The 26861-nt window shown below is 68.4% G+C and carries 25 protein-coding genes; 9 read left to right on the forward strand and 16 right to left on the reverse strand.

The features are described 5' to 3' along the window. Nucleotides 1-22: 22 nt before the first annotated feature. The gene (gene cobN, locus ABZS43_RS20395) at nucleotides 23-3658 is read right to left on the reverse strand and encodes a cobaltochelatase subunit CobN (protein ID WP_355037483.1); all 3636 of its coding nucleotides are present in this window, start codon (nucleotides 3656-3658) and stop codon (nucleotides 23-25) included. A gap of 176 nt (nucleotides 3659-3834) precedes the next feature. Beyond that, a complete protein-coding gene (locus tag ABZS43_RS20400) occupies nucleotides 3835-4446 on the reverse strand; it encodes a TetR/AcrR family transcriptional regulator (RefSeq protein WP_355037484.1) in 612 nt (203 codons plus the stop codon). A gap of 95 nt (nucleotides 4447-4541) precedes the next feature. On the opposite strand from ABZS43_RS20400, the gene ABZS43_RS20405 reads away from it, so the two are divergent. Then, nucleotides 4542-6131: an MFS transporter gene (locus ABZS43_RS20405; RefSeq protein ID WP_355037485.1), complete on the forward strand. Its 1590-nt coding sequence runs from the start codon at nucleotides 4542-4544 to the stop codon at nucleotides 6129-6131. A gap of 88 nt (nucleotides 6132-6219) precedes the next feature. Continuing rightward, nucleotides 6220-7404 (forward strand): precorrin-3B synthase, encoded by a 1185-nt coding sequence (gene cobG, locus ABZS43_RS20410; RefSeq protein ID WP_355037486.1) that lies wholly within the window; start codon nucleotides 6220-6222, stop codon nucleotides 7402-7404. Between the two features lie 10 nt (nucleotides 7405-7414). On the opposite strand, the gene ddaH is transcribed toward cobG, so the two are convergent. After that, nucleotides 7415-8263, reverse strand: a complete 849-nt coding sequence (gene ddaH, locus ABZS43_RS20415) for a dimethylargininase (protein ID WP_355037487.1) — start codon at nucleotides 8261-8263, stop codon at nucleotides 7415-7417. Nucleotides 8264-8398: 135 nt separating this feature from the next. On the opposite strand from ddaH, the gene ABZS43_RS20420 reads away from it, so the two are divergent. The 4 genes from ABZS43_RS20420 to ABZS43_RS20435 all read left to right on the forward strand — a co-directional run bounded on the left by ABZS43_RS20420 (nucleotide 8399) and on the right by ABZS43_RS20435 (nucleotide 11720). Next, entirely contained in the window at nucleotides 8399-8836 is a 438-nt protein-coding gene (locus tag ABZS43_RS20420) for an Lrp/AsnC family transcriptional regulator (protein ID WP_355037488.1), read from the forward strand. A gap of 63 nt (nucleotides 8837-8899) precedes the next feature. Beyond that, the gene (locus ABZS43_RS20425; protein ID WP_355037489.1) at nucleotides 8900-9535 is read left to right on the forward strand and encodes a precorrin-8X methylmutase; all 636 of its coding nucleotides are present in this window, start codon (nucleotides 8900-8902) and stop codon (nucleotides 9533-9535) included. After that, nucleotides 9532-11097: a precorrin-2 C(20)-methyltransferase gene (locus tag ABZS43_RS20430; protein ID WP_355037490.1), complete on the forward strand. Its 1566-nt coding sequence runs from the start codon at nucleotides 9532-9534 to the stop codon at nucleotides 11095-11097. Before ABZS43_RS20425 ends, ABZS43_RS20430 begins: the two co-directional genes overlap by 4 nt. 44 nt (nucleotides 11098-11141) lie before the next feature. Continuing rightward, complete coding sequence (locus ABZS43_RS20435; RefSeq protein WP_355037491.1) at nucleotides 11142-11720, forward strand: PadR family transcriptional regulator; 579 nt, start codon at nucleotides 11142-11144, stop codon at nucleotides 11718-11720. On the opposite strand, the gene ABZS43_RS20440 is transcribed toward ABZS43_RS20435, so the two are convergent. From ABZS43_RS20440 to ABZS43_RS20455, 4 genes are all read right to left on the reverse strand, one after another. Then, nucleotides 11693-12457: a cobalt-precorrin-6A reductase gene (locus ABZS43_RS20440; RefSeq protein WP_355037571.1), complete on the reverse strand. Its 765-nt coding sequence runs from the start codon at nucleotides 12455-12457 to the stop codon at nucleotides 11693-11695. The two genes, ABZS43_RS20435 and ABZS43_RS20440, sit on opposite strands and share 28 nt — an antisense overlap. Beyond that, complete coding sequence (locus tag ABZS43_RS20445) at nucleotides 12454-13044, reverse strand: hypothetical protein (RefSeq protein WP_355037492.1); 591 nt, start codon at nucleotides 13042-13044, stop codon at nucleotides 12454-12456. Before ABZS43_RS20445 ends, ABZS43_RS20440 begins: the two co-directional genes overlap by 4 nt. 56 nt (nucleotides 13045-13100) lie before the next feature. Next, nucleotides 13101-14393, reverse strand: coding sequence for a precorrin-6y C5,15-methyltransferase (decarboxylating) subunit CbiE (gene cbiE / locus ABZS43_RS20450; protein WP_355037493.1), 1293 nt, complete (start codon nucleotides 14391-14393; stop codon nucleotides 13101-13103). 85 nt (nucleotides 14394-14478) lie between these two features. After that, entirely contained in the window at nucleotides 14479-15243 is a 765-nt protein-coding gene (locus tag ABZS43_RS20455) for an SDR family NAD(P)-dependent oxidoreductase (protein WP_355037494.1), read from the reverse strand. A gap of 82 nt (nucleotides 15244-15325) precedes the next feature. Here ABZS43_RS20455 and ABZS43_RS20460 point away from each other — a divergent pair, with 82 nt between their 5' ends. Beyond that, a complete protein-coding gene (locus ABZS43_RS20460; protein ID WP_355037495.1) occupies nucleotides 15326-15724 on the forward strand; it encodes a PPOX class F420-dependent oxidoreductase in 399 nt (132 codons plus the stop codon). Between the two features lie 55 nt (nucleotides 15725-15779). Here ABZS43_RS20460 and ABZS43_RS20465 read toward each other — a convergent pair whose 3' ends face one another. Next, the gene (locus ABZS43_RS20465) at nucleotides 15780-16907 is read right to left on the reverse strand and encodes a Xaa-Pro peptidase family protein (protein WP_355037496.1); all 1128 of its coding nucleotides are present in this window, start codon (nucleotides 16905-16907) and stop codon (nucleotides 15780-15782) included. Between the two features lie 121 nt (nucleotides 16908-17028). Here ABZS43_RS20465 and ABZS43_RS20470 point away from each other — a divergent pair, with 121 nt between their 5' ends. After that, the gene (locus ABZS43_RS20470) at nucleotides 17029-18000 is read left to right on the forward strand and encodes a 5'-3' exonuclease (RefSeq protein ID WP_355037497.1); all 972 of its coding nucleotides are present in this window, start codon (nucleotides 17029-17031) and stop codon (nucleotides 17998-18000) included. Nucleotides 18001-18125: 125 nt separating this feature from the next. On the opposite strand, the gene ABZS43_RS20475 is transcribed toward ABZS43_RS20470, so the two are convergent. The 7 genes from ABZS43_RS20475 to ABZS43_RS20505 all read right to left on the reverse strand — a co-directional run bounded on the left by ABZS43_RS20475 (nucleotide 18126) and on the right by ABZS43_RS20505 (nucleotide 26075). Next, nucleotides 18126-18818, reverse strand: a complete 693-nt coding sequence (locus ABZS43_RS20475; protein ID WP_355037498.1) for a DUF4333 domain-containing protein — start codon at nucleotides 18816-18818, stop codon at nucleotides 18126-18128. Between the two features lie 118 nt (nucleotides 18819-18936). Further along, the gene (locus ABZS43_RS20480; RefSeq protein WP_355037499.1) at nucleotides 18937-21639 is read right to left on the reverse strand and encodes a DEAD/DEAH box helicase; all 2703 of its coding nucleotides are present in this window, start codon (nucleotides 21637-21639) and stop codon (nucleotides 18937-18939) included. A gap of 2 nt (nucleotides 21640-21641) precedes the next feature. Then, a complete protein-coding gene (tatC, locus tag ABZS43_RS20485; protein ID WP_355037500.1) occupies nucleotides 21642-22589 on the reverse strand; it encodes a twin-arginine translocase subunit TatC in 948 nt (315 codons plus the stop codon). 155 nt (nucleotides 22590-22744) lie between these two features. Continuing rightward, a complete protein-coding gene (gene tatA, locus ABZS43_RS20490; protein ID WP_355037501.1) occupies nucleotides 22745-23002 on the reverse strand; it encodes a Sec-independent protein translocase subunit TatA in 258 nt (85 codons plus the stop codon). A 63-nt stretch (nucleotides 23003-23065) separates the two neighbouring features. After that, on the reverse strand, nucleotides 23066-24109 hold the full coding sequence (locus ABZS43_RS20495; RefSeq protein WP_355037502.1) for a 2-dehydropantoate 2-reductase: 1044 nt from the start codon (nucleotides 24107-24109) through the stop codon (nucleotides 23066-23068). Further along, the gene (locus ABZS43_RS20500; RefSeq protein ID WP_355037503.1) at nucleotides 24106-25083 is read right to left on the reverse strand and encodes a YafY family protein; all 978 of its coding nucleotides are present in this window, start codon (nucleotides 25081-25083) and stop codon (nucleotides 24106-24108) included. Before ABZS43_RS20500 ends, ABZS43_RS20495 begins: the two co-directional genes overlap by 4 nt. Then, on the reverse strand, nucleotides 25080-26075 hold the full coding sequence (locus ABZS43_RS20505; RefSeq protein WP_355037504.1) for a YafY family protein: 996 nt from the start codon (nucleotides 26073-26075) through the stop codon (nucleotides 25080-25082). The genes ABZS43_RS20500 and ABZS43_RS20505 overlap by 4 nt, the downstream gene beginning before the upstream one ends. A gap of 95 nt (nucleotides 26076-26170) precedes the next feature. Between ABZS43_RS20505 and ABZS43_RS20510 the strand changes: the two genes are divergently transcribed. Further along, nucleotides 26171-26467, forward strand: coding sequence for an MTH1187 family thiamine-binding protein (locus ABZS43_RS20510; RefSeq protein ID WP_355037505.1), 297 nt, complete (start codon nucleotides 26171-26173; stop codon nucleotides 26465-26467). A 16-nt stretch (nucleotides 26468-26483) separates the two neighbouring features. Here ABZS43_RS20510 and ABZS43_RS20515 read toward each other — a convergent pair whose 3' ends face one another. Continuing rightward, nucleotides 26484-26861 carry a nuclear transport factor 2 family protein gene (locus ABZS43_RS20515; RefSeq protein WP_355037506.1) on the reverse strand — a complete coding sequence of 126 codons (378 nt, stop codon included), beginning with the start codon at nucleotides 26859-26861 and terminating at the stop codon, nucleotides 26484-26486.

Genomic DNA, 26861 nt, shown 5'->3' on the forward strand with positions numbered 1-26861 from the left:
GAAACCGGTCCGGGCGTGTGCGCTACTCGAGTTCGCCCTCGGTCTCCAGGTACACCTGACGCAGCCGGTCCAGTGTTTCCCGCTCCGGTGCGGACCACATGCCGCGTTCGGCGGCCTCGAGTAGCCGCTCGGTGATGCCGTGCAGCGCCCACGGATTCGACTGCTCCATGAATTTGCGATTCACCTCATCGAAAACATAACTCTCGGTGAGCTTTTCGTACATCCAGTCGGCGACGACATCGGTGGTCGCGTCGTAGCCGAACAGATAGTCGACGGTGGCGGCCATTTCGAACGCGCCCTTGTAACCGTGCCTGCGCATCGCATCGAGCCAGCGCGGATTCACCACCCTCGCGCGGAATACCCGCGCGGTCTCCTCGGAGAGGGTGCGGGTGCGTACCGCGTCGGGGCGGGTGCTGTCACCGATGTAGGCCTCCGGGTTCCTGCCCGTCAGCGCGCGCACGGTGGCGACCATGCCGCCGTGGTACTGGAAGTAGTCGTCGGAGTCGGCGATATCGTGTTCGCGGGTGTCGGTGTTCTTGGCGGCCACCGCGATTCGCCGGTAGGCGGTGCGCATATCGTCGGCCGCGGGTGCGCCGTCGAGATCGCGGCCGTAGGCGAATCCGCCCCAGGCGGTGTAGACCTGCGCCAGATCGTCGTCGGTGCGCCAACTCTTGGAGTCGATCAGCTGCAGCAGGCCCGCGCCGTAGGTGCCCGGCTTCGACCCGAAGATCCTGGTCGTGGCGCGACGCCGGTCGCCGTGCTCGGCCAGATCCGATTCACTGTGCGCGCGTACGTAATTCGATTCGGCCGGTTCATCGAGTGCGGCGACGAGGCGTACCGCGTCGTCGAGCAGCGCGAGGACGTGCGGGAAGGCGTCGCGGAAGAATCCGCTGATGCGCACCGTGACGTCGACGCGCGGACGGCCGAGTTCCTCGAGTGAGATCACCTCGAGGGTCGTCACGCGTCGACTGGCCTCGTCCCACACCGGCCGGACGCCGAGCAGCGCGAGCACTTCGGCGATATCGTCGCCCGAGGTGCGCATGGCCGAGGTGCCCCACACCGACAACCCGACCGAGCGCGGATATTCGCCGTGGTCGGCGCGGTATCGGTCGAGGAGTGACTCGGCCATGGCCTGACCGGTTTCCCAGGCCAAGCGCGACGGCACGGCCTTGGGATCGACCGAATAGAAGTTGCGACCGGTCGGCAGCACATTGATCAGCCCGCGCAACGGCGAACCGCTCGGACCGGCCGGAATGAAGCCGCCGTTCAGTGCGTGCAGCACCCGCTCGATCTCGATGCCGGTCTGGCGCAGACGCGGCGCGACCTCCGCGGCGGCGAAACGCAGCACCGAACGCACCGCGTCCAGCCGCGTCGCCGAATCCTGTTCGCTCAGGGTGGATTCCACGATGGTGGCAGCGAATTCGGCGACCACGTCGTCCACCGCGTCCACCGACCAGTCGGCGGCCTGCAAGGCCCCGACCAGATCCCTGGCCTTGCGTTCGACCACGTCGACGCGTCCGCGAGTCTCCTCGCCGGATTCATCGAGGCCGAGTGCCTCCCGCAGGCCGGGCACATTGCGCTCACCGCCCCACAACTGGCGCGCGCGCAGCATGGCCAGCACCAGGTCGAGTTCCGTCTCCCCCACGGGCGCCTGACCGAGGATGTGCAGTCCGTCCCTGATCTGCACGTCCTTGATCTCGCACAGCCAGCCGTCGACGTGCAGCAGCATATCGTCGAAGGAATCCTCATCCGGGCGTTCGGCCAGCCCGAGATCGTGATCCATCTCGGCCGCGCGCATCAGCGTCCAGATCTGCTGGCGGATGGCGGGCAGTTTGGCCGGGTCGAGGGTGGAGATGTTGGCGTGTTCGTCGAGCAACTGCTCCAGACGCGAGATGTCGCCGTAGCTTTCGGCACGCGCCATCGGCGGAATGAGGTGATCGACCAGGGTCGCGTGGGCCCGGCGTTTGGCCTGGGTGCCCTCGCCGGGATCGTTGACGAGGAACGGATAGATCAGCGGCAGATCGCCGAGCGCGGCATCGGTGCCGCAGGACGCGGACATACCGAGTGTTTTGCCGGGCAACCACTCCAGGTTGCCGTGCTTGCCGAGGTGCACCATCGCGTCCGCGGCGAAACCGTCGGGGGCGCCGACCCAGCGGTACGCGGCCAGGTAATGGTGACTCGGGGGCAGATCCGGATCGTGATAGATGGCGACGGGATTCTCGCCGAAACCGCGCGGCGGCTGCACCATCAGTACCACATTGCCGAAACGCAATGCCGCGATGACGATTTCGCCGCGCGCGTCGGCGGAACGGTCCACATACATCTCGCCGGGGGGCGGACCCCACGCCTGGACGACTGCCTCGCGCAGATCCTGCGGCAGGGTGTCGAACCAGGCGGTGTAGGTGGGGGCGCCGATCCTGATCGGGTTGCCCTCCAACTGTTCGGCGGTCAGCCAGTCCGGATCCTGGCCGCCCGCCGCGATGAGCGCGTGGATCAGCGCGTCGCCGTCGCGTTCCTCCAGGCCGGGAACCTCCCCCGGTGCGCCGAGATCGTATCCCGCCGAACGCAATTCGGTCAGAAGCCGGATGGCGCTCGCCGGGGTGTCGAGGCCGACCGCGTTACCGATGCGGGCATGTTTGGTCGGGTAGGCCGACAGCATGATCGCGATCCGCTTGTCCGCGGCGGGAATGTGGCGCAGCCGCGCGTACCGCACGGCGATCCCGGCCACCCGCGCGGCGCGCTCGGCATCGGGCAGATAGGTGGAAAGGCCGTCGGCGTCGAATTCCTTGAACGAGAAGGGCACCGTGATGATGCGGCCGTCGAATTCGGGTACCGCCACCTGGGTCGCGACATCCAGCGGGGACAGTCCGTCGTCATTGGCTTCCCACTGGGCGCGACCGCTGGTCAGGCACAGGCCCTGCAGGATCGGCACGTCGAGTCCGGCCAGCGCGGCCACGTCCCACGCCTCGTCGTCGCCGCCCGCCGAGGCGGTCGCGGGTTTGGAACCGCCCGCGGCCAGTACGGTGACGACGAGCGCGTCGGCCCGGCGCAGGGTATCGAGCAATTCGGGTTCGGCGGTGCGCAGCGAGGCGCAGTACAGCGGCAGCGGACGGGCGCCCGCGTCCTCGATCGCGGTGCACAGCGCATCGATGTAGCCGGTATTGCCCGCGAGATGCTGGGCGCGGTAGTAGATCACCGCGACGGTGGGCGCGTCGCGGTCGAGATCGCGCGCGGACCGTTCGAGTTCGCCCCAGGTCGGCAGCTGCACCGGCGGTTCGAAACCGTGACCGGTGAGCAGCACCGTGTCGGACAGGAAACCGTGCAGTTGGCGCAGATTCTCCGCGCCGCCCGCGGCCAGGTAGTTGTGGGCGTCCGCGGCGACACCACCGGGCACGGTCGAACATTCCATCAGCTCGGCGTCCGGCGCGATCTCCCCGCCCAGCGCCACCATCGGAACGCCACTGGCACGCACCGCGTCCAGGCCCGCTTCCCAGGCCCGCTTACCGCCGAGGATCCGCACGATCACCAGATCGGCGCCGTCGAGCAGCGCGGGCAGATCGTCCACGAGCAGCCGGGCCGGATTCCCCCACCGGTAGTCGGCGCCGCTGGCACGCGCACTCAGCAGATCGGTGTCTGACGTGGACAGCAGCAGGATCACGGGTGACCTTCCTCGGGTGACGCGCCCATCGGGTTTCGGGTGCTCGCCGGGGAGGGTCTGGCTGTTCACAGTGGCGCGACCGCACCGGAATTGCACCGGTTTCCTCGACGCCCGCCGAGCATCCAGGATGCTACCCGTCCTCCGACGGCCTGCTGACCTGGCATCCGCGCGGGCGGTCAGGACACCGGGTGGGACACCGCGCGCGCGGCCAGGAAGTCGTCGACGATGCGGGCGCAATACTCCGGGGTCGGCGCGCCGAGTCCGATGAGTTTGGTGAACACCAGCGGACCGACCAGCTGGGACAGTACGAACATGATGTCGAAGTCGCCGAGTTGCGCGCGCGCCTCGGGGGTGTCGAGCACGAGGTCGAACGGCACCCGATATTGCTCGATGAGGCGCTGGCTCAGGGAGGTGAGTGCCGGGGTCTGGGCGTCGACCCGATCGGATCCGGTGGCCAACCAGGCCAGAGTCGAGACCTGCATGGGCGCATCGCGAATCGCATCGGCCTGGCGTTCGAGCAGGCAGATCAGGCGCTCGCGCAGTGGTCCCGGCTCCGGGGTCGCCACCACCGGCGGCAACAGCCGTTCGATGGCGGCGGCCCGCAGTTGCAGGGCGTTGTCGAAATGCCGATACAGCGTGGTTTTGGCGACCTTCGACAGCCTGGTCACACTCTCGACCGTCACCGCCTCGAGTCCGCCGGATTTCAGCAGCGCGGTGGCCGCGTCGAGTAACCGGGTCCGGGATCGGACTCTGCGGGGATCGACTTCGATGTCATCCGCACCGCTCATACCGCACAGCATTCCTTCTTGTCGCCGCCTACCACTACCGAGAAAACTTATGCTACCAATGGTAGCGTAGCGATACGAGTAGTAGCGGAGGTCCGATGGATTCCACCGAACACGCCGGACTGTCGGCTGCCCAACGCTGGCTGCTGACGCTGTCCAGTCTCGGGGTGGCGGTCGTCATCGCCTCGATGGCGGCGCTGTACACAGCGCTGCCGGAGATCGCGGCCGACACCGGCGCCAGCCAGGCCCAGCTGACCTGGATAGTAGACGGCTACACCCTGGCACTGGCCTGCCTGGTACTGCTCGGAGGCGCGCTCGGCGATCGCTTCGGACGACGCGTGACATTCATCGCGGGAATGGTCATCTTCTCGCTGGCCTCCGCGTTGCCCCTGCTCCAGGATTCACCGACGTGGTTGATCATCGCGCGAGCGGCGGCGGGCGTCGGCGCGGCTCTGGTGATGCCATCCACGCTTTCGCTGATCAGCGCGGGATTTCCCGAGGAGCGCCGTGGTAGCGCGGTCGGCCTGTGGGCCGGAGTCGCCGGCGCGGGTGCGATTCTGGGCATTCTGGGTTCGGGTGTGCTGTTGGAGTACTGGTCGTGGATATCGATCTTCGTCGGCCTGACCATCACCGGTGCGCTGCTTTCACTGGCGGCTTTCACCGTGCCGGAATCGATGGATCAGACCCGGCCGCCGCTCGATCCCCTCGGCGCACTGACCAGCGCCCTCGCTGTCGGACTCGTCGTCGTCGCCGCCACCGAAGCGCCCGCGCGCGGATGGCTCGACCCCCTGGTGCTCGGCCCCGCGATAGGCGGCGTCGTGGCCGCCGCGGCATTCGTCGTGATCGAGAACCGGGTCGCGCATCCGCTGTTGGACCTGCGCCTGTTCGCCGACCGCGGTTTCGCGAGCGGCACGGCGATCGTGACCGTGCAATTCCTGGTCACCTTCGGCATGTTCATGTTGATCACGCAGTTCTTCCAGCTGATTCTCGGGTATCGGCCACTGATGTCGGCGGTCGCGTTCGCGCCGATGGTCGTGCCGATGATGGCCGTGTCGGCGGTATCGCCGTGGTTGGCGGCGCGTTTCGGCCTGCGCTGGATCACCTGCACCGGACTGCTGATGATCGGTGCGACGCTGCTCGTCATCACGCGCGTCGAGGTCGACAGCGGCTACATGTTCATGCTCTGGCCGCTGTTGCTGATGAGTACCGGGGTCGGACTCTGCACCGCTCCCGCGACCGCGGCGATCATCGCCGGAACACCGGTCGAGAAATACGGCGTCGCCGCGGCGGTCAACGATGCCGCCAGGGAGGTCGGCGCGGCGATCGGCATCGCGATCGGCGGAAGTGTGCTGGCCGCCGGATACAGCCAGCGCATCGCCCCCGCACTCCCGAGCCTGCCCGAACCCGCGCGTGAACCCGTCGGGGACTCGCTCGCCGCGGCCATGCAGATCGCCGAACGCGCGGGTCCCACCGGGCAGCCGCTGGCCGAATTCGCCAAGTCGGCATTCATCCACGGCATGCACCAATCCTCCGCCGCCCTGGGATTCCTGACGGTGGGCGGCGCGCTTCTCATCGCATTCTGGACGCCGGGCCGCCGTCGCATGCCCCCGCCTGCCGCGGTGACACCGGCCGAACCGCGGCACACGGCGACATCCGGAAAGCCCGAACAAGCAGCGACACCCAGCTGACCGAATCGAACCGGCGCATCGGGGGAACGGCGGATCAGACCGGGCCGTGCGGCGCGAGCACCCTCACCGGTCGTAGGCTGGCGGGGCTATGACTCGACGTGCTCCCGATTCCTGCCCCGGCGTGCTCCGACTCCATCAGGCCGCCGACGGACCCCTGGCGCGGATCAGGCTGCCCGGCGGCAGGCTGGAGCCGGACCAGTTGCGCGCGCTCGCCGCGATCAGCGTCGACTTGGCCGACGGCACTATCGAACTGACCTCGCGCGGCAATCTGCAACTGCGGCGGGTGCGTGACGCGGGCGCGCTGACCGATCGGCTCGCCGCCGCCGGACTGCTGCCGAGCCGCACCCACGAGCGGGTGCGCAATATCGTCGCCTCGCCGCTGTCGGGCCGTCTCGGCGGTCTGGCCGATGTGCACGGCCTGGTCACCGCGCTCGACGAAGGGATACGCGCGACGCCGCGGCTGGCCGAGCTGCCGGGACGGGTGCTGTTCGCCCTCGACGACGGGCGCGGCGATGTGAGTGGACTCGCGGGCGATATCGGCCTGCACGCTCTGCACGCCGAGGAATTCGCACTGGTCCTCGCGGGCGGCGATACCGGCATCAGGGTGGGTGCGGCGAATGCGGTGGACCTCCTCCTCGCCGCCGCCGAAAGTTTCCTCGACCTGGATTCCGGGCAGTGGCGGCTGCGCGACATCGAGAACGGCGCGGCCCGCGTCATCGATCGCCTCGGCCGCACACCGGACGCCGAACGCGTGGAATTCGCTGCCTCCCAAGATATTCCGATCGGCTGGCTGGATCAGGAGAACGGATCGGTCAGCCTCGGCGCCGGCGTCCGGTTGGGCACGCTCACCGCGCGCGTCGCGGAATTCCTCGCGGCGGTGGAACATCCGATCTTCGTCACGCCCTGGCGCAGTCTGCTCGTCGTCGACCTCGAGGAAGGGCCCGCCGAACAGGTCGTGCGAGTGCTGGCCCCGATGGGCCTGATCTTCGACGCGGGCTCGCCCTGGTTGCAGGTCAGCGCCTGCGCCGGACGGCCCGGATGCGCGAAATCCCGTACGGATGTCCGCGCCGACGCCGCCGCGGCGGTCGAATCGGGACGTGTCCCGCCCACCCGCGACGACGCGGGCCGACCACCGGCCGCCCCGGTGGCTGCCGCGGAGGTGACGGTCGGTGGCCGCCAGCACTGGTCGGGCTGCGAACGCCGCTGCGGACGCCCACCCGGCGCGGTCACCGATATCATCGCGACACCGCAGGGTTACCTGATCGACCGGTAGATCCGTCGGATCAATGCAGTTCCAGGGTGCAGCATTTCACGCCGCCACCGGCCTTCAGCAGTTCCGACATATCGATGCCGACGGGGTTGTAGCCCTCGGCGCGCAGGGCGGCGCCGAGCCCGTGCGCGCGGGCGGCGATGAAGACATTGAAACCATCCGAGACCCCGTTCAGGCCGAGTACCTCGGCGTCGGCATCGGTGGCGATGACGGCGTGGGGGTAGAGGGCGGCCAGGATGGCGCGACTGTCGGCGCTGAAGGCTGCCGGGAAGTAGGCGATATTGTCCTCGCCGAGCACCATCAGGGCGGTGTCCAGGTGGTAGAAGCGGGGGTCGACCAGTTCGAGTGAGACCACGGGGCGGCCGAAGTAGCGCTCGACCTCGCGATGCGAGGCGGGCGAACTGCGGAATCCGGTCGCGGCGAGAATCCGGGGGCCGACCCGCAGGAAATCTCCCTCCCCCTCGTTCACCTCGTGCGCGGCGACGAGTTCAGCGAAACCCCGCCGCGCGAACCACTCGTGATAGGCGGGGCCCTCGGCCGCGCGTTCGGGATGGGTGAACCGCGCGGACATGGCCCGCCCGCCGATCACCACGCCGCTGTTCGCGGCGAAGACCATATCGGGCAGTCCCGGAATGCCGGGCACGACCTCGATGTGGTGACCGCGGCGCTCGAACTCCTTACGCAGCGTTTCCCATTGGGCCAGCGCCAGCAGCCGGTCGACCGGTTCGGCCGGATCCATCCATGGGTTGATCGAGTAGGAGACGCCGAAATGATCCGGGCGGCACATCACGAAGCGGCGCGGTGTCGGCTGCCGCCGGACGGGATCGGACTCGGACGTGGACGGAGTGGCTACAGAGGTCAACGTGGCTCCCGAGGTATTGCGAATTTTTCCCCTTCTACGACGGTAAGTGGCCTACCATTGCGTCAGAAATATCTATTCGTTGCGCAGATCGGCGTGAATTCGGCGAATTATTGTGCGTCGAGAGGTGAGAGTGACGTGGACGACATCGACCGCCGAATTCTCGGCCACCCACTGCGGTCGGCGCGCGCGTCGTTCCAGGAGATCGGGTCCGGGGTCGGACTGTCCGCGCCCGCGGTCAAGCGCCGCGTCGATCGCATGGTCGCCAGCGGGCAGATCACCGGATTCACCGCGTCGGTGAATCCGGCCGCGCTCGGCTGGACCACCGAGGCCTATGTCGAGGTGTACTACCGCGACAACATCACCCCGGCCGAATTGCGCCGCAGCCTGGAACCGATCCCCCAAGTGGTCGGTGTGTGGACGATCGCGGGTGAGGCGGACGCGCTCGTGCACGTGATGGCCACCGATATGGCCGATATCGAGTCCACCGTCGAGCGGATCCGGGAGAACACCCGGGTCGGGCGCACCCGCAGTTCCATCGTCATGTCGCGCATCCTCGAACGCCCGCGCACCTGAATTCGACCCGCGCCCGGCACCCGGGCGTGATCGTGCTCGCATCGCCCTCCTAGTGTGGTGCCCATGTCCGACGTGCGTGCCGATTACCTCACCGACGGGGCCGAGATCTATCGGCGCTCCTTCGCGACGATCCGCGACGAAGCGGATCTGGCCCGCTTTCCCTCGGACGTGTCACAGGTCGTGGTGCGGATGATCCACGGGTGCGGACAGGTGGATCTGGCCGAGGACATCGCCTTCTCCCCCGGTGTCGTCGCCGCGGCGCGGGCCGCGTTGCGCGCCGGGGCTCCGATCCTGTGCGACGCGAATATGGTCGCCTCCGGTGTGACCCGCAAACGCCTGCCCGCCGATAACGCGGTCATCTGCACCCTCGCCGACCCTCGGGTGCCCGAACTCGCCGCGAATATGGGGAATACGCGCTCGGCGGCGGCGCTGGAACTGTGGGGCGAGCGACTCGACGGCGCGGTGGTGGCCATCGGCAACGCACCGACGGCCCTGTTCCACCTGCTGGACATGCTGGACGCGGGCGCGCCCCGCCCGGCCGCGGTGCTCGGCATCCCCGTCGGCTTCATCGGCGCCGCCGAGTCCAAGGACGCGCTGATCGACTTCGGCGGTATCGAGTATCTGACCGTACGAGGTCGGCGCGGTGGCAGTGCCATCACCGCCTCTGCGCTGAATGCGATTGCGAGCGAACAGGAATGACCGAAATCAGCACGTCGGGCAAACTCTGGGGCGTCGGGCTCGGGCCGGGCGATCCGGAATTGGTGACCGTGAAGGCCGCCAGGGTGATCGAGGCCGCCGACGTGATCGCCTTCCACAGCGCCAGGCACGGCCGCAGCATCTCGCGCGGAATCGCCGCGCCGTACATGCGCGCGGGCCAACTGGAGGAACACCTGGTCTATCCGGTGACCACCGAGACGACCGACCACCCCGGCGGTTATCAGGGCGCGATCGACGAGTTCTACGAACAGGCCGCCGAGCGACTGGCCGCGCACCTGTCCGCGGGCCGCTCCGTCGCGTTGCTCGCCGCGGGAGACCCGCTGTTCTACAGCTCGTATATGCATATGCATCGCAGGCTCGCCGACCGGTTCGAGGCCGAGATCATTCCGGGGATCACCTCGGTCAGCGCGGCCTCGGCCGCGCTCGGCACGCCGCTCGTGGAGGGGGAGCAGGTTCTCACGGTGCTGCCGGGGACCATGCCGACCGACGAACTGGCCCGCAGGCTCCGCGATACCGAGGCCGCGGCCATCATGAAACTCGGGCGCACCTATCCCGGTGTGCGCAAGGCGCTGGCGGAATCGGGACGTCTCGACGACGCCTACTACGTGGAACGCGCGAGCAGCACCCGTCAGCGCGTGCTGCGCGCCGCCGACGTGGACGACGCCGACGTGCCCTACTTCTCCATCACCCTGGTTCCCGGCCCCCGTCCCACCACACCGCTGCCGCGCGCCGCGGCGGGCACGCGGACCGGAGAACACCGCGCGGTCGCCACCACCGCGCTCGATACCGCGGATTCCGCGCCGGGCGAGGTCGTGGTCGTCGGACTCGGTCCCGGGTCCGCCGACTGGACCACCCCGGAGGTGCGGCGCGCGCTCGAGGACGCGACCGATCTCGTCGGCTACACCACCTATATCGATCGGGTGCCGGTCCGCCGTGGACAGCGCAGGCACTCGAGCGATAACCGCGTGGAATCCGAAAGAGCCGCCATGGCACTGGATCTCGCCCGGCAGGGCGCGAAGGTCGCGGTGGTGTCCTCCGGCGATCCCGGGGTTTTCGCGATGGCGGCCGCCGTCCTCGAGGAATCGGCGGATCCGCAGTGGAGGGGGGTGCCGGTGCGGGTACTGCCCGGTCTCACCGCCGCGAACGCGGTCGCCAGCCGGGTCGGCGCACCGCTCGGACACGATTACGCCATGATCTCGCTGTCCGACCGCCTCAAGCCGTGGGAGGTTGTCGCCCAACGCCTTTCGGCAGTCGCGGCGGCCGATATGGCGATCGCGATCTACAACCCCGCCTCGTCGCAGCGCACCTGGCAGGTCGCGGCCATGCGCGAATTGCTGCTCGAGCATCGCAAACCCGATACACCGGTGGTGATCGGACGCGATGTCGGCGGGCCGACCGAGTCGGTGCGGGTGGTCACCCTCGACGAGCTCGATCCCGCCGAGGTGGATATGCGTACACTGCTCATCATCGGCGCGTCGACCACCGCGTTCTTCGACACCGACGCCGGGCCGCGGGTCTACACCTCGCGCAGGTATACACGCTGACGGGCGCGCCCTCCGCCATTCACTCGATCGGCTAACATTCCACTATGGAACGTGAGAGTGGAGCGACCGGAACCCCGTCGAACGAGCGCCGCAAACCGCTGAATTCCACGGCGGCGTCGCTACTCGGGTTCCTGCACGAGGGCCCGATGTCCGGATGGGATCTGGTGACGATCGCCCAGGAGCGCATCGGCGACTTCTGGACCATCACCCAGAGCCAGGTCTACCGCGAACTCGCCGCCATGGACGCCTGCGGCCTGGTCGAGAAGGGCCAGGCGGGCGCGCGCGACCGCACCCCGTATCGCATCACCGACGCGGGCCGCGAGGCCTTCCGCGAATGGATCGCCCGCGATCCCGGCGGCGAGACCATCCGCGTCCCACTGCTGTTGACCCTGTCCTTCGGCGAACATCTCGATCCCGACCACCTCGACCGGATCATCGCCGCCAATCGCACCATCCATCACACGCGTCTCGACGGATATCTGGCCGAGGATCGCGACGAGTTGACCCCGCACCAGCGGGCCACCCTGGAATTCGGCATCGGTTACGAAACCGCCGTGCTCGAATGGTTCGAACGGCTTCCCGAGCTGCTGTCGGGTCAGCGGGCGGATTCCGGATCGGAGTGAACAACCATGCGCAGCAACCAGTCCCTGGCCTGCTCGACGGTGTCGACCGCCGTCACGCCGGGCGGGAGCGCCGGCCGATCGATGACGATGACGGGGAGCCCTGCGGCGCGGGCGGCCACGAGTTTCGCCTCGGTCTGATCGCCGCCGCTGTCCTTGGTCACCACCACGTCGACGCGATACTCGGACAGCAGCGCGATCTCGTCCTCGAGGGCGAAAGGCCCACGGGCCAGCAGTAATTCGTGGTGCGGCGGGAGCGCGCCGTCCGGCGGGTCGATGGCGCGGATCAGGAACCACTGACGCGACAGAGCGGCGAAGGCGCCGACGCCCTGGCGGCCGATGGTGAGGAAGACGCGGTCACCGAATTCGGACAGCGTACGGGCGGCGGCATCCAGATCGGCGACCCTGATCCATCGGTCGCCGGGCTGCTCGGACCACGCGGGCCGCAGGACCCGCAGCAGCGGAATTCCCAGCGCCGCGGTGGCGACGGCGGTATTCGCGCCGATCCTGGCGGCGAAGGGATGGGTCGCGTTGACCACGGCGGCGATATCCTCGGCCGCCAACCAGTCCCTGAGCGCGTCGGCGCCACCGAAACCGCCGATCCGCACCTGCCCGACGGGCAGGTGCGGATCACGCACGCGACCGGCGAGCGAGGAGACGATCTCCAATCCTCGCTCACCGGCGGTCGCGTGGGCGAGTTCCCTGGCTTCCCGGGAGCCGCCCAGAATCAGAACCCTCAGGGCTGCCCGCTGAAGTACGCGATACCCGCGTTGATCAGGTTCGGGCCACCCGCGATCAGCAGGCCGATCAGCGCGCCGACCGGCAGGCCGATGCCGAAGAAGAAGAATCCGATGATTCCGCCGATGACAGCGCCGAGAGCGGCGTGCTGCAGTTCGCTGAAGAACCACTCCTGCGACGAGATGGCCTTGGCGTGGGCGGCCACCGCGTCGGCGGTGGGCTTGGCGTCCGGGGTCAGCGTCAGCTGCTGCGTCGACGGGTCGATGGTCGCCGCGATGTTGATGAGCTGCTCGCCCACCTTCGCCTGCAGCGGGATCGAGGTGACGACAGCGCCCTCGGCGTTCGTGACCGTGACGTACTTCTTGTCGGCGTCGAACGCGAACGACCCGCCGGTGACGGCGGCGACGATCGACTTGTCGAGCACCTGGACCGCGTAGTTGACGCCCTGGTCCGCACCCTGTACGGCGGGTGCGCCCTGGTTCTGCACGGCGGGAGCCGGTGCGGAAGGCGCGGCGCCGGAGGTTCCGGCGGCGATACCGGTGGCGGCGACCGCGATGATCGCGGTGGCTGCGAACTTCTTGTACTTCATCAATCTCCCCATCAGGAATCTGAGTTCCGATAACTATCGGATCTCGGCCACCGACCCTACCGCTCAGATCCCGCTGTTTCACCTGGAGTTCCGGTATTTCCGGTCCGCGGCGACAGTATTTTCCGTACCGACCACTGAGTGACCGGCAACTGTGGACGCCACGTCGTGAAGCCGCCGAGTGGCTCGGCGCGGTAAATCTGAAACTTTCGCAACTCACCTCCGTACGCGTTCGCCCAGGTCAGCAGTAGCGATTCCGATTCCGCGGTCACCGCGTTCGCCACCAGCCTGCCCCCGTGTCGCAACTGTGACCAACATGTCTCGAGTAGGCCATCCTGTGTGAGACCACCGCCGACGAAAATCGCGTCGGGCGACGCGGATTCGGCCGGCATGGCGTCCAATTCCGCCGGGGCCGCGCCGCGCACGACGATCTGCGGGACACCGAGCGCCACGGCATTGCCGGCGATCTGTCGCCGCCGCGCCTCGTGCCGTTCGAAGGTCACCGCTCGGCAGGCCGGATGCGTTCGGCACCATTCGATCGCGATGGTGCCCGATCCGCCGCCGATATCCCACAGCAGTTCACCCGGCGCTGGCGCGAGCGCGGCCAGCGTCAGCGCGCGTACCTCGGATTTGGTGAGTTGTCCATCGCCGCTGTATATCTCGTCGGGTAGTCCGGGCAGCCGGGTCGCGCGTAACCGGCCGGGATCACCGACACATTCGACGGCGACGATATTCAGGGGGTCGCCTTCGGCGCGCCGCCACCGGCCCGCGACACCGGCTTCGACGCGTTCGGCCGGACCGCCGAGCTGTTCCAGCACCGTCATCGTGGACGCGCCGAAACCGTTATCCCGCAGCAGTGCGGCGATCGAGGCGGGCGTCGTCTCGTCGGCGCTGAGTACCAGCATCCGGCGACCGTCGAACAGTTCGGGCAGAACCGTCTCCAGCGGCCTGCCCACCACGCTCACCACCGGGATCTCGGCCAGCGGCCAACCGAGGCGCGCGCACGCCAGCGAGGCCGACGACGGCTGCGGGAACACCCGCAGCGCGCCCGCACCGAGGATTCGCGCCAGGGTGACGCCGATCCCGTAGTACATCGGATCACCGCTGGCGAGCACTCCTATCCGCGACCCGGCATTACCCTCGAGCAGCCCCGGCAGCGCGGGCACCAGCGGCGACGGCCAGCGCTCGCGCCGCCCCGACACCCCTTCGGGAATCAGCGCCAACTGCCGCGCTGATCCGAAAAGCACCTCGCACCCGGCGATTTCGCGTTTGGCCGCCCGCCCGAGCCCGTCCCAGCCGTCGGCGCCGATGCCGGCAACCACGATGGGTGGTCCCGACCATGCGAGGCTCATCGCGTTCCGCCCCGCCCGGTCGCCGAGGGGCGTACGGCCGCCCCGGCGTCGACGCGATCCTCGCCGGTCGCCCGGATATGGGCGTTCACCTCGGCATCCGCCGCCAGACCGCCTGCGGAACGAAACGCACGACGGCATAGATCGGCTGGAGAATCCGAGGCACCCAGACTCGGCTCGCGCCCCTGCGCAGCCCGCGCACCACCGCGTCGGCGACCTGATCGGGGGTGCTCGACAGCGGTGCCGGATCCATGCCATCGGTCATCCGCCCGATGACGAAACCGGGACGCATCAGCAGCAGTTGAACGCCGGTGCCGTGCAACGCGTCCGCCAGTCCCGTGGCGAAACCGTCCAGCCCCGCCTTCGCCGATCCGTAGACGTAATTGGCGCGGCGCACGCGCGCGCCCGCCACCGAGCTGAAGACCACGAGCTGACCGGCGCCGCGGGCGCGCATGAGATTCGCCAGGGTGGTCAGCACGCTGATCTGGGCGAGGTAATCGGTGTGCACCACCGCCAGCGCGTGCGCCGGATCCTGTTCCGCCCGCGCCTGATCGCCGAGGATGCCGAAGGCGATTACGGCGACCCCGATCCCGCCGTATTCGGCGTCTATCTTCTCCAGCAGCGCCGGATGGCTCGCGGTATCGTCGGCATCGAATTCGGCGGTGTGCACCTGCGTCGCCCCGGCCGTTCGCAGGGTCGCGATCTCACCGTCGAGTTCGGCGCCGCGCCGCGCCGCGAGGATCACCGCCCGCCCCGGCGCCAACCGCCGTGCGACCTCGATTCCCATCTCGCTGCGCCCGCCGAGTACCAGCACAGGTCCGTCGGCGATTCCACGCCCACCTCGCAATCCCATGCGCCCAGTCTGTCATTGCCGCCGGTATTCCCTCACCGGTCCCCTTGCGGCCCGCGCCGACCGGGACGGCTACGGTCTGGGGATGCCGACGAGTACCGCGCAACTGACGCCGACCGCCCTCGAATTCGTGACCGAACGGCATCTGGCCACGCTGACCACCCTGCGGGCCGACGGTACGCCGCATGTGGTCGCGGTCGGATTCACCTGGGATCCCGAGGCCGGAATCGCGCGAGTGATCACCAACGACGGCTCGGTGAAGGTGCGCAATGTGCGCCGCTCCGGGTACGCGGCGGTGAGCCAGGTGGACGGCATCCGATGGCTCACCTTGGAGGGACCCGCCACCGTCCTGGACGACCCGGACGACGTCGCCGACGCGGTCGAGCGCTACGCGGGCCGCTACCGGGTGCCGCGCGAGAACCCGACCCGCGTCGTGCTCGCGATCCAGGTCGGCAGGGTGCTGTCGAGCTCCAACCTGCGCTGAATCCGCCGCGGCGTCTCGCCGTGGATTGTCTCGCCGGGGACTGTCTCGCCGGGGACTACAGCACCGTCAGCCCGTGCGGGCGGTGGTTCATCGATTCGCAACCGTCTTCGGTGATGACGACGATGTCCTCGATGCGGGCGCCCCACTGACCGCGGAAATAGATGCCCGGTTCGATGCTGAAGGCCATTCCCGGCCGCAGGATCAGGTCGTTACCCGCGACGATATAGGGCTCCTCGTGCACGGACAGCCCGATTCCGTGACCGGTGCGGTGGACGAAGGCGTCGCCGAAACCGGCCTCGGTCAACACCTCTCGCGCCGCGGCGTCGACCGACGCGGCGGTGACACCCGGACGCGCGGCGGCGACCGCCGCGGCCTGCGCCTGTTCCAGGGCGGCGAATTTCGCGGCGATCTCGGGGGCGGGTTCACCGAGGACGTAGGTCCGCGTCGAATCGGAGAAGTAGCCCGGCTCGACGGGTCCGCCGATATCGATGACAACCACGTCGCCGGGCTCGATCCGGCGGTCGGAGACGCCGTGATGCGGATCGGCGCCGTGCGGGCCGCTGCCGACGATGACGAACGCCGCCTCGAGATGACCTTCCTCGATGATGGCGGCCTCGATATCGGCCCCGACCTCCGCTTCCGTGCGCCCGACCCGCAGGAATTCCCCCATGCGCGCGTGCACCCGGTCGATCGCGGCGCCCGCCCGGCGCAGCGCGTCGACCTCGGCCGCGCCCTTGATCATGCGCAGTTCGCGCAGCACCGGGGTGGCCGACGCGGGCAGCCCGGTGCAGGATTGGGCCAGCGGAATCAGGTGCAGCGCCGGCATCGCGTCGGCGACCGCCACCCGCGAACCGGCGTGCAGCGTGGACTTCACCACCTGGTAGGGGTCGACGCCGTCCACCCAGTCCAGCACCTGCAGACCGAGTTCACCCGCCGCCGAGCCCGACAGCGCGGCCAATTCCAATTTCGGGATCACCACCGACGGCGTCGCGCCGTCGGCCGGGATCACCAGGCAGGTCAGTCGCTCGAAGGATTCGGCCGCCGAGCCGATCAGATATCGCAGATCGGGGCCGGGGGTGATGAGCAGGGCGTCGAGATGCGCGACCCGCATCAGTTCCACCGCGCGCTCCAGCCGCTCTCCGTAGACATCCGCCGCGAACCTGGACTCCGTGTGCGAACTCATACCGTCCGACGTTACCCGTCCACCGCGACCCGGCGAACCCGAATATCGGGCCCGCCGGGAATCCAGCGCGCGACGCGGTGATGTCGCGGGCTTGTCGGCGCGGGCAGGTAGCCTCTGGCGCGTGACCTCTGCGACTTCCGGTGCGCCCCTGTTGCTGCTCGACGGGGCCAGTCTGTGGTTCCGGGCGTTCTACGCCATCCCGGACAAGATCACCGCCCCGGACGGGCGTTCGGTGAACGCCGTGCGCGGTTTCACCGATATGGTCGCCGCACTCATCACCAGACATTCGCCGAGCCGCCTGGTGGTCTGCCTCGACCTGAATTGGCGGCCGCGGTTCCGGGTGGATCTGGTGCCCTCCTACAAAGCCCATCGCCTCGACACCTCGGCCGGGGCGGCGGAGGGCGCCGAGGACGTACCCGACAAGCTCACCCCGCAGGTCGAGATGATCCTCGACGTTCTCGCCGCGGCGGGCATCGCGACCGGCGGCGCGGCGGGGCTGGAGGCCGACGACGTGCTCGGCACCCTCGCCAGCAGGGAACGCACCGATCCGGTGGTGGTCGTCAGCGGTGACCGCGACCTGTTGCAGTTGGTCCGCGACGAACCCGCGCCGCCGGTGCGAGTCTTGTACGCCGGACGCGGCCTCGCCAAGGCCGAACTCTTCGGCCCGGCCGAAGTCTCCGTGAAATACGGTGTGCCCGTGCGGAATGCGGGCCCGGCGTATGCCGACCTGGCGACGCTGCGCGGTGACGCGTCCGACGGTCTACCCGGCGTCGCGGGCATCGGCGAGAAATCCGCGTCGACGCTCATCACCCGCTTCGGGTCATTGGAGGCATTGGTCGCCGCGGTCGACGATCCGGAATCCGATCTCGCCGCTGGCGTACGCGCCAAACTGCGCGCCGCGGACGATTATCTGAAGGCCGCGGCCCCGGTGGTGCGCGTCGTCCGCGATGCCGACGTCGAACTCTCTCGCGCCGACACCTTGGCGACGACACCGGCCGATCCGGATCGGCTGCGCGAGTTGGCCGCCGAATACAACGCGGAAAGCCCGGTCGCACGTCTGGTCACCGCCATGGGCGCACCGAGGTCCGTATGACGCGAACAGGCCCGACCGGGTGAACTCCCCCGCCCCCAGCGGAATTCACCACGGCCGGGCCCGGCCACACCTCGGTGGGACGACGACACGGCTGCTCGCGTGAGCATCCGGCGAAGCGGTCGGTCTCAGCTCGGGCGACCGACTTCGTAGGTCCCGTTCTCGTTGGTGATCTTGACGTTGACCTTCTTCTGCTCGCCGCTCACCTGGAGGGTGCATTCGAAGGTCGCGTCGACCTTGACCTCCTGGCCGGACGGGCAGGACACGCCGTCGACATCCTGGATGCCGTAGGAATCGGTGAGAACTTTCTTCACACCCTCCTGCACCGCGGCCTGATCCAGTTTGTCCTTCGAGGTCAGCACGACCACCAGCGCGACGATGGCGCCGATCACCAGCACACCGAGGATGCCGAGACCGATCAGCAGACCTTTACCCTTGCCGCCGCTCGACGGCGGGGTGGGCTGGCCCGGATGCCACTGCTGCTGCGGCTGGGACTGCCCCCATTGCTGCTGGGGCTGCTGGCTCCAATCCTGCGGCTGCGGCTGCTGACCCCACTGCGGCTGGGACTGTCCCCACTGCTGTTGCGGCTGACCGCCGGTCTGGCCCCACTGTTGCTGAGGCTGGGCACCGGTCTGCGGCTGCCCCCACTGCTGCGGCTGGGGCTGCTCGCCCCACTGCTGCGTCGGCTGCGCCTGCGCTGGATTCTGACCGCCCCAGTGCTGGGTCGGCGCGGCGCCGCTTTGCGGCTGCTGTGCACCCCACACCTGGGTGGGATCGTTACGTCCCTCCCCAGGGTCGTTCGGTCCGTACGGGCCGCTCATCTGCTTGCCTCCACTCGCATCGGTATACATACGGTAGCCCCCCGACGGCGAGTAGTCGCATAGCACAACTCCTCCGCCACGGTCGGTACGCGAAGAAATCAAATCACAAGTGAATCGCCTACGCGGCGTCCACCGCAACGACACCCCGCCGAATGGCGCGAACCGCCTTCGCCGCCGTCGCGGCCACTTCCACGTCATCGGCGGTGCCCTGGATCTGATCGAGCAGATCGATCACCTGCCTGCACCACCGGACGAAATCGCCCGCCGACAGCGGCGAGCCCTGGTCGCCGCTGGCCAGCAACGACTCGGCCAACCCATCGCCCTTGGCCCACTTGTAGACACCGGCGACGAATCCCAGATCGGGTTCCCTGGTCGGCGCGAGTTTATGTCGCGCCTCGTCGGTGCGCAGCTGGCTCCAGACGCCGATGGTCGCGCCGAGCGCGCGCCGAATCGGTTCGGTCGGTCCGGTCGCCCCGAGGTATCCGCCCTCTTGGCGCGATTCGTACACCAGCGCGGAGACCACGCCCGCCAGTTCGGCGGGTCCGAGCCCACGCCACAGGCCCTGTCGCAGGCATTCGGCCACCAGCAGATCGCTCTCGGCATAGACGCGCGCGAGCCTGCGCCCGTCCGCGGTCACTTCGCCCGCGTGCACGAAACCGCGTTCCTCCAGCAGCCCGAGAATGCGATCGAAGGTGCGAGCCAGGGAGTTCGTCGTGGCGGCAACCTTCTGGCGCATGGCTTCGGTTTCGCGAGCCAGCCGGTTGTAGCGCTCGCCGACCCGGCTCATCTGCTCGCGATCGGCGCGGGTGTGCGCTGGATGGGAACGAAGACTGCGACGCAACGTGGACAGTTCCCTGTCGTCGGCCGCGCCGGAGCGCTTATTCCTGCGCTGTCTCCCCGGGATCGAGATACCGGTGTCGCGCAGCGCCGAGGCGAGATCGCGCCTGGTGCGCGCGGTCCTGTGGTCGACGCGACGCGGGAGCCGCATATGTCCGAGTGCCTCGGCGGGCACGGGGAAGTCGGCGACCGAGACCCGTCCTGCCCACTTGTCCTCGGTGAGCACCAGCGGACGGGGATCGCCCGGTGTCGCGTCCGGCTCGAGGATCACCGCGAGCCCGGCCCGCCTGCCGGAGGGAATCGCGACGACATCGCCGCGGCGCAAGGACGTCAGCGCGGTCACCGCCGCGCCGCGCCGATCCGAGCGGGTCTGCTGTTCGAGCTGTCTTTCGCGCTGTTTGATCCGTTCGCGCAGCGAGATGTATTCCAGGAAACCGCCTTCGGTGTCGCCGAGCTGGCCGCGCAGTTTACGCAACTGCATCTCGTTGCGTTCGATGCCGCGCACGAGCCCGACCACCGAACGGTCGGCCTGGAACTGCGCGAAGGACCGCTCGAGCAGCGCGCGCGACTCGTCGGCGCCCATGCGGTCGATCAGGTTGATGGACATGTTGTAGCCGGGCTTGAAGGAACTGCGCAGCGGATACGTCCGGGTGGAGGCAAGACCCGCGACCGCGCTCGTGTCGACCTCGGGCTGCCAGAGCACCACCGCGTGCCCTTCGACATCGATGCCGCGCCGTCCGGCGCGACCGGTGAGCTGGGTGTACTCCCCCGGCGTCAGTTCGGCATGCGTTTCGCCGTTGAATTTGACCAGGCGTTCGAGCACCACCGTGCGCGCGGGCATGTTGATGCCGAGGGCGAGGGTTTCGGTGGCGAAGACGGCGCGAACCAATCCGCGCACGAACAGTTCCTCGACCGTGTGACGGAACGCGGGCAGCATCCCCGCGTGATGCGCGGCCAGCCCGCGGTGCAGCGCCTCGCGCCATTCCCAGTAACCGAGCACCTCGAGATCGCCCTTGGGCAGATCTCCCGTGTGCTTATCGATGATCGCGTCGACCTCGACGGTGTCGGCGTCACGGCTCAGATCGAGCCGCGACCGCAGGCACTGCGCCAGCGCCCCGTCACAGCCCGCCCGGCTGAAGATGAAGGTGATGGCGGGCAGCAGCCCTTCCTCGTCCAGTTTCGCCAGCACCTCGGGGCGCGGCAGCGGACGGAAATCGCGCCTGCCGCCACCTCGGCCGCGCGGGCCGCCGCTCCAGCCGTTCATCCGGTCGGCGGCCTCGCGCTGTTTGATGTAGCGCACGAGATCCTCGTCGACGAGGACCTTCTGCTCGCTGGACTCGGTGTCGAACAGATCGAACATGCGCCGCCCGACCATGACGTGCTGCCACAGCGGCACCGGCCGCGTCTCGTCCACCACCACGGTGGTGTCGCCGCGCACGGTTTCCATCCACGCGCCGAATTCCTCGGCGTTGCTCACCGTGGCGGACAGACTGACCAACCGCACGTCGGCGGGCAGATGCAGGATCACCTCTTCCCACACCGCGCCGCGGAACCGATCCGCCAGATAGTGCACCTCGTCCATCACCACGAAGGACAGTCCGCGCAGCGCCTCCGATGACGCGTACAGCATGTTGCGCAGCACTTCGGTGGTCATGACGACAACGGAGGCGTCCGGGTTGATCGACTGGTCACCGGTGAGCAGACCGACGCTGGCCCGACCGTAGCGTTCGGTGAGATCGGCGAACTTCTGGTTCGACAGCGCCTTGATCGGCGTCGTGTAGAAACATTTCCCCCCGGCCGCCAGGGCCAGATGCACGGCGAATTCGCCGACGACGGTCTTACCGGCGCCGGTGGGCGCGCATACCAGTACCCCGTGCCCGTCCTCGAGCGCCGCACAGGCATCGCGCTGGAAAGGGTCGAGGCTGAAATTCAGTTCGGCGGAGAACTTCGCCAGCTCGCCTGTCCGCGACCGGTGATCTGTCACCGTCAGAGGGTATCGGAGTAGTCCGACAGCGGTCGTGTGGATTTTCCCGCGGGTTCGGTCATCGACTCGGCGGGCCGGATCGGCTCGGGCTCGGAGAGCACCGACGCCTCCTCGTCGTCCAGTGCCGCTTCGGCGTCCTTGCGAGCCCGACGCTTGTCGTTGACGCGGGCGAATTGCACCGCGACCTCGAACAGCACGGTCAGCGCGAGGGACAGCGCCAGCATCGAGAACGGGTCCTGCGGGGTGACGATCGCCGCGAAGACGAAGAGCCCGAAGATGATGCCACGGCGCCACGCCTTGAGCCTGACGTAGGTCAGCACCCCGGTCAGGTTCAGACCGATGATGATCAGCGGAGTTTCGAAGCTGACGCCGAAGATGATCAGCAACTGGATGATGAATCCGAAATATTGCGAACCGCTCAACGCGGTGATCTGGACGTTGTCGCCGATGGTCAGCAGGAAGCTGAGCGCGTGGGCGACGACGACGTAGGCGAGCACAGCGCCCGTGGCGAAAAGCGCCGAACCGGAGGTGACGAAGCCGACGGCGTACCGGCGCTCCTTGGCGTAGAGGCCGGGGGTGATGAACGCCCACAGTTGGTACAGCCAGATCGGCGCGGCAAGCACGACACCGGCGGTGAAGCCGACCTTGAGTCGCAGCATGAACTGCTCGAACGGCGCGGTGGCGAGCAGTCGGCACGACCCGTCGGCGGTCAGCGCGGCGCGCGCTTCCGGGGGCAGCGAACAGTAGGGCCCGGTCAGCAGGTCACCGAGGCTTTCGAGACCGAAGAACGAATGCGAATACCAGAGGAACCCGATCACGGTCGTCACCAGGATGGCGGCCAGCGATTTCAGCAGCCTGCTGCGTAACTCCTGCAGATGCTCGACCAACGACATGGTGCCGTCGGGATTCGTCCTGCGTCTGCTGCGCCGAGGATCGAATGGGATTCGCATGGGTGTGATGTGTCCCTGAGTCGAAAGCCGCTGAGTCGAAAGCCGCTGGATCGAGTGCCGCTGGATCGAGTGCCGCTGGATCGAGTGCCGCGGCGCGGTCCGCCGAACAGCACTGATCGGGGTGAGCCGGACTCACCCCGAGGGAAACGAACCGCTCAGGCCGACTTCTGCTGCGGCTGCGGCGGCACGGGATCGGCCGCGGACTGACCGGGCGGCAGCGGCTGCGCGGGCGGCTGGGTCGGCGTGGCGGCGGAGGGGTTGTCCTCCTTCTGCATCTGGCTGACCTCGCTCTTGAAGATGCGCAGTGACCGGCCGAGGCCACGAGCCGCATCCGGCAGCCGCTTGGCACCGAAGAGCACCACGAACAGCAACGCGATGATCAGCAGGTGCGTCCAGCTGAACGTGCCTGACATCAATACCTCCCAAAAAAGTGGTAATCCCGATGCTACCGGACTACCGATCCCGCACAGGCCCGGTCAGTCCCTGTTGGCCTGCGATTCAGTCGACGCGGCGTCGGCCGCTGTCCGTAGCTGGGCCAGCAATTCCGCCCCGGTCCAGGTGCGCCGGTCGCCCTGTTCGGCCGCGACGATCAATTCGATCAGCCGTTGATTGACCGGGGTCGGCATACCGACCATTTCGCCGAGTCCGACGATTTCGCCACAGAGCCAAGAGATTTCGGTTCTGCGCCCGAGCGCCAGATCATCGGACATGGACGAGCGCGCCATCGGGTCGATGGCGAGCACCCGGCCCGCGACGCGACGGAAGACGCCGTCCGGCACGGTCAGCAGGCGCGTCATCAGCTCCGGCGGCAGCGGCGTCAATCGGGCCGGATGAATTCGCGCCCTGTTCATCACGGCCAGCGCCTCACGCTGGGCCAGCGACAGGCAGCGGCGATAATTCCGGTCGGCGAGTTCCTCGCGCAGCGAACGCCCGGACAGCGCGTTGATCGGGTTGTTCAGATTCAGCAACAGTTTGGCCCACTGCACCGGCAGCAGATCCTGATATCGGCGCAATCCGAGTCCCGCGCGGTCGAAGAACTCCGCGACCTCCCGCAATCCCGGGTCGTCCTGCGCCGCGATACCGCCTTCGGTGCCGCGATGGAACCGGCCGCCGGGATGATGCACGACATTGAACATCACCATGCCCGCGAGCACAACGCAGGTGGGCAGGATCTCCCTGATCACGGCGTCGTTGCCGATCCCGTTCTGCAGACTCAGCACAAGGGTCCCCGGCCGGATCGTGGGTGCCAGGTCCCGCACCGCGTCAGCGGTCGCCGCCGATTTCACCGTGACCAGCACCAGATCCGCCGACGTGAGGTCCTCGGGCGTGGTGGACACCTCGAAGTCCCCCGGCCCGACAGTGACCTCACCGCCGTCGAGGTCGGTGAGGCGCAGCCCGGAGGCGGTGATCTCGTCGAGCATTCTCGGCCTGCCGACGAACGTCACCTTCGCACCGGCCGCGGCCAGTTTCCCGCCGACGTAGATTCCGATACTGCCGGCGCCGAGCACCACGACATTCATCGGACCTCGAACCCGGCCTCCGCGTAGACCGCCAGCGCGGCATCGGATCGTTCCCGCACCGCGGCGATCAGTTCCGGCGGGCCGAGCACGGTCACCCCCGCACCGAATCCGAGCAGCAGCCGCGCCATCCAGTCGAGGGTGGCGAAACGCATGGTGGCCTCCAGGCTGCCATCGGGATGAACGGCCAGCCGATGCATCGGGTACTGGTCGAGCACCCACCCGTAATCGGGGTGAATCCGCAGGCGTGCCAAGGGCACCGAGGGATCGTCCTGGAAGAGGTCGAGGGCCGCGGCCGCCTCGGCGGCATGACTCGGCGGATACGCGGGCTCGTCGAGCTCGTCGGCCGCCTCGATCCGGTCGAACCGGAACAGCCGGACGCCCTCGGCCTGCCTGCACCATGCCTGCAGATAGCTGTTGTTGTCCACCAGCACGATCCGGATCGGATCGACGATCCGTTCGGAGACCACGTCGCGGCTGGCCGAGTAGTAGACCAGGTGCAACGCGCGCTGGCGGGCGAGGGCGGACCGCACGGTCGCCACCGCGGGGGCCTCCACCGGCATCCGGGAATCGTCCGGCTCGGTGGCGTCCGCGCCGCCGCCCACGATGGCCGATTCGATCTTGGCGATGGCGGCGTACGCCGCGGTGGGATCCACCATGCCCGGCATCTCGACGATCGAGCGCAAGGCCACCAGCAGCGCCGTCGCCTCGGTCGAGGTCAGTCGCAACGGCCGGTCGATACCCGCCGAGAAGGTGACCTCGATACTCTCCTCGGAGAACGACAGATCGATAAGATCGCCGGGACCATAGCCGGGCAGTCCGCACATCCACAGCTGATTGAGATCGCTCATCAGCTGTTTGGTCGTCACGCCGAGGTCGGCGGCGGCCTCGGCGGCGCTGATCCCCGGATTGGCGATGAAGTACGGGATCATGTTGAGCAGTCGCGACAGTCGCACGGACAGCCGGGTATTGCTCACAACGCCACCTCCGTACGATCGAGAACCGATCGGAGGCGGGCGACCACGTCGGACCGCAACTCCGCCGGCGCGAGGACCAGGGCATCCGGGCCGAGGCCGGTGATCAGCCGCGCCAGCCAATCGCGGGAACGAATCGGGATCTCCACCTCCACCCCCGCTCGGTCGCCGACGGCGCGTTCCCCGAGTACCCGGCCGAGTCTGCGGATCTCGCGCCCGCGCCCTTCGGCGACCCACACCGTCGCGGCGCCGCTGACCGGAGCGCTGCCGGTGACGCGATCCACGATCGACCGCAGATCGACACCATCGGGTTTGCGCACCGCGTTCACCGGGCCGTGGGCGGTGATGTCGTCGCCGATACGCGAGAGCCGGAAACTGCGCACGGCGTCGCGGTCCCGATCGTGTCCGACCAGGTACCAGCGCCCGTGATGGGTCACCACACCCCACGGCTCCACATCGCGCATCAGATACGGCGCGTTGACAGCGCCGCGATGTTCGAAACGCACCGCCCGACCCGCGTCGATCGCCGCGAGCAGTTTGCCGAGCACCGGTTCCGAACCGCGGGTCCGCGCCGGAACAGCGGGCACCGAGGCCACCGCCGCGTCGGTCTCGACGTGCACCCCCGCCGCCCGCAATTTCAGCAGTGCGCCCTCCGCCGCGGCCGCCAGTTCGGGGGATTCCCACATCTGCACCGCGACCGCGACCGCGGCCGCTTCCTCATCGGACAGATCGATATCGGGCAGTTCGTAGGCGTCCCGGTTGATCCGGTAACCCTCCACCGTCGAGTATCGGCTCACCTGACCGACTTCCAGCGGAATGCCCAGGTCGCGTAGCTCGTTCTTGTCCCGCTCGAACATCCGGCTGAACGCCTCGTCGCTCGCGGACTCCTCGTACCCCGCGACGCTGTCCCGAATCCGCTCCGCGGTCAAGAACTGCCGGGTCGACAGCAGCGCGATGACCAGATTCATCAGCCGCTCGACCTTGGATATCGCCACCCGATAGAGGGTAATCTGCGCTCCGCGCTCCGTGCGCGGCGGCGCGCGATTCGCTCGGCACGGACGCTGATTCCCCCGACATCGAGGAGTAGCCAATGATCGTCGCCTTTTCCGTGACTCCGCTCGGCACCGGAGTCGACGTCGGCCGCGCGGTGGCCGAGGCGGTGCGGGTAGTCAGGGCCAGCGGACTGCCCAACCGCACCGACGCGATGTTCACCACACTGGAAGGTGAATGGGACCAGGTCATGGCGGTGGTCAAGGCCGCGACCGACGCCGTGATGGCGGCCGCGCCCCGGTGCAGTCTGGTGCTCAAGGCCGATATCAGGCCGGGTGTCACCGACGCGATGACCACGAAGGTCGACACCGTCGAGCGCTACCTGGCCGAAGAATAGGTCGCGTGTAGGCGGATCAGCCCTGAATGACGGTCTGCTGATAGCAGGCCAGCCGCCATCGATCCCCGTGACGGACATAGGTCGTCGACATCACGCCGCGAAAAGCGGGCTCGTCGCCGTCGCGGTAGGCGACCCCGATGTAGACGAGAACCTTGCCCGCACCGCCCACATCGACCACCCGCGGGTCCTCGATGTCGAAGGTGCGCCACGGCGGCGCGTCCCGCAGCGCCGCGACCACCGCATCGCGATCCAGGATCATGCCGTTGGCCAGCACCATCACCGCATCGGCTGTCATGAGCGCGCCGTAGAACTCGGCGCCGGTGCTCGAGCACAGCGCGTCCCAGCCACGACGCTCGACCTCGAGCAATTCGTTGAGGAGTTCGTCATCGGTCAT

The sequence above is a fragment of the Nocardia sp. NPDC005366 genome (assembly GCF_040606855.1).
GTDB lineage: Bacteria > Actinomycetota > Actinomycetes > Mycobacteriales > Mycobacteriaceae > Nocardia.